This window comes from Actinomycetota bacterium, assembly GCA_035759705.1.
Taxonomy (GTDB): domain Bacteria; phylum Actinomycetota; class CADDZG01; order JAHWKV01; family JAHWKV01; genus JAJCYE01.
This window is the reverse complement of record DASTUJ010000186.1, coordinates 1-2,503: the sequence shown is the minus strand read 5'-3', so window position 1 is coordinate 2,503 and position 2,503 is coordinate 1. Positions and strand designations below refer to the sequence as shown.

Here is a 2,503-nt window from a genome sequence, read left to right as displayed (position 1 = left end):
CTCCCCGAGACCGAGAAGGCGTTCCGCAAGGGTCAGCTCTCCGAGCAGCAGGCGATCGAGGTGGTCTCGGCCGCGGCGATGGACGTCACGACCCAGGAGATCGACCACATCACCGGGGTCAAGGAGGGCGGGCCGACCCAGTTGTACAACCTCGGTCTGCTCTGCCACTACCACCACCGGCTGAAAACCTTCCACGGCTACCGGCTGCTGCACTACAACTGGAGGTGGATCTGGCTCGGTCCCCACGACCCGCCACCGGATGATGACTCCGACCAACTTGAGCTGACCACCTTCTTCGGCATGAAAGAGTTCGACCTGATGGGCATGGGGTAGCCGCCTTAGGAAGCCGAGCTTGCGCTAGAAGACTTCGTCCCCGTCGAGCTGCCGCACATCGAAGACGTGGCGGCTCGCCGCGCAGATCGTCTGAAGCGTGTGGACCGGATCGCCGGCGGCGTCGAATGAGGTTCTGGTTATTTCCACCACCGGCTCGCCGGACCCTATGGCCAGCAGTTCAGCTTCCTCCGCTGAGGGCATCCGGGCAACCAGCGTCTCCTCGGCCCGGCCGAAGGTTCTACCGTGCCGGTCGAACAGCTCCTGCAGGCCGGCGCCCAGGAAGGCGCCGACCGACAGCTCGCCGGATTCGGGCGCATCGGGGAGGAAAAAGCTCGTCGCCAGTCGGATGGGCACCTCGTTCACCAGCATCAGCCGGCGACGGGTGAGCAGACCGATGTCCGGCGCAACCCCCATTCGGAGGGCGACCACCGGGGGAGCCGGCGAAAGGCCCGAGAACAGCAGCTTGCGGCTGGGGGCGCCCGACTGCTCCGAGGACTCGGTGAGAAACAGGGAGCTGCTGGAGCGTACGGCGGGGTCGGTGGGGATGGCCCGATGTACGAGCACCCGATGGGGATCGTCAGGAGAATCCACTTGCTGCCGGGCTAGGAGTCGAACCTAGAACTTCCTGCTCCAGAGGCAGGCGATCTGCCAATTGATCTACCCGGCAATATGTGCGCTACAACCGTTCCAGCATAACGGTTTCGGCGTACCGGGGAAGTTTATCAGCGTCCCCGTTTGCCCGGGCCCCCGGTCCTAAAACGCCGGGTAAGCGCTCCGGGTCCACTGTCCGGTATCATCGAAACACAGGCCCCCGTCGTCTAGCGGCCTAGGACACCGCCCTCTCAAGGCGGAGATCGTGGGTTCGAAACCCATCGGGGGTACCAAATCGCTTAACTCCTCTCCCAGGCGTTCGCCGGAATGCGCTCCAAAATCCGCCTGCGGATTGGCCTAGCCTCCGGATTCGGAAAAAAGTATTCTTCTGATGTTCACTGGTTTTTTGGACGGAATCGGGAGACGGAATCCGGCTCTCGTAGGGGAGGAGTAAGAATGTTCAACAACTACAACGTCAACCCGATCATCGCAATTGGTTTCGCAGTCGTGGTCTTCGCAATCATGATGGTCCTCGCGCTCAACGCTCCTTAAATACCACCGTATGTCCTGGGGCTCCCCCGAAAGGTGGGAGCCCCTTTTGATTGCCGGTGCGGCGCGGTTTGGGGAGGGTGCGCCTGCGGGTACCTAGTTTTCGACCAACGAGACTAGGAGTCGTTTTGATCAACCTACGCCGAAGCCTCTTTGCGCCGCTCCTCGTGCTGGCGCTGGCCCTATCGCCTGCCGGACCCGCTTTGGCGGCCGAGGACAACGCAGCCATCGCGATCAACAACGAGGATGGGTCCTCACTCTTTCGATTTGCCTTCGATGTCCACCGGACCATGAATTCGGTGATCGACGAGACCAACATCGCCCTGGCGTACGCCAGCTGCGAGGGGTGCCAGACCGTGGCGGTCGCCATCCAGATCGTGCTGGTCAGCTCGAATCCGGACTCGATCGTCCCTGAGAACGTCGCAATCTCGATCAACGAGGAGTGCATCTCATGCGAGACCATGGCGTCCGCCTACCAGTTCGTCGTCGGCACCGGCGAGAACATCAAGCTGGACAAGGAGGGCCGCAAGCTGGTCAAGGACATCCGGAAGGCGTTTTACGACCTTGCGGTGGAGGCTGAAGCGGGGACCCTCACCCTCGCGGAGATCGAGGGGCGAATCATCCCCCTGGTCGAGCAGATCAAGACCGTTCTCGACGAACACATAATTCCGGTGACCACCCCCGAGGGAGAGGGGGGCGGCCTCGAGGGCCGGGACGGTGAAGGAACCGAGGGCCAGGACGGAACCTCCGGGACCGAGGGGTCGCCCTCGCCCGAGCCGTCGACCAGCCCAACGCCCTCGGCTGAGCCCGAGGAGTCCCCCTCACCCGATGAAACGCCGGCCGTTGAGGCCGCACCCAGCCCCACCGCAGAAACCTCCTCGTGAGACGGGTTGTCGCAGGACTGGCCGCCCTGATGGTGGCGGCGCTTGCCTCGGCATGCATTTTCAGGGGACCGCTGGAGCAAACCGCCGCCAAGCTGGGCGACATAAAGTCCGGCAACATGGAGCTGCGCCTGGTGGCGAGTGCGGCC

At 63.3% G+C, this 2,503-nt stretch carries 3 protein-coding genes and 2 tRNA genes; 3 read left to right on the top strand and 2 right to left on the bottom strand.

All coding sequences use genetic code 11. The annotated features are described in order from the left end of the window. On the top strand, positions 1 to 333 hold a 333-nt coding region (locus VFV09_12840; GenBank protein HEU4868598.1), incomplete at its 5' end, for an HNH endonuclease signature motif containing protein. Between the two features lie 24 nt (positions 334 to 357). On the opposite strand, the gene VFV09_12835 is transcribed toward VFV09_12840, so the two are convergent. Continuing rightward, positions 358 to 897: a UTRA domain-containing protein gene (locus tag VFV09_12835; GenBank protein HEU4868597.1), complete on the bottom strand. Its 540-nt coding sequence runs from the start codon at positions 895 to 897 to the stop codon at positions 358 to 360. 30 nt (positions 898 to 927) lie between these two features. Continuing rightward, a tRNA-Gln gene (locus VFV09_12830) sits at positions 928 to 1,000 on the bottom strand. A 140-nt stretch (positions 1,001 to 1,140) separates the two neighbouring features. Here VFV09_12830 and VFV09_12825 point away from each other — a divergent pair. Both VFV09_12825 and VFV09_12820 read left to right on the top strand, forming a co-directional pair. Then, positions 1,141 to 1,217: transfer RNA gene (locus VFV09_12825), tRNA-Glu, on the top strand. A gap of 384 nt (positions 1,218 to 1,601) precedes the next feature. Beyond that, entirely contained in the window at positions 1,602 to 2,357 is a 756-nt protein-coding gene (locus VFV09_12820; protein HEU4868596.1) for a hypothetical protein, read from the top strand. Positions 2,358 to 2,503: the final 146 nt, after the last annotated feature.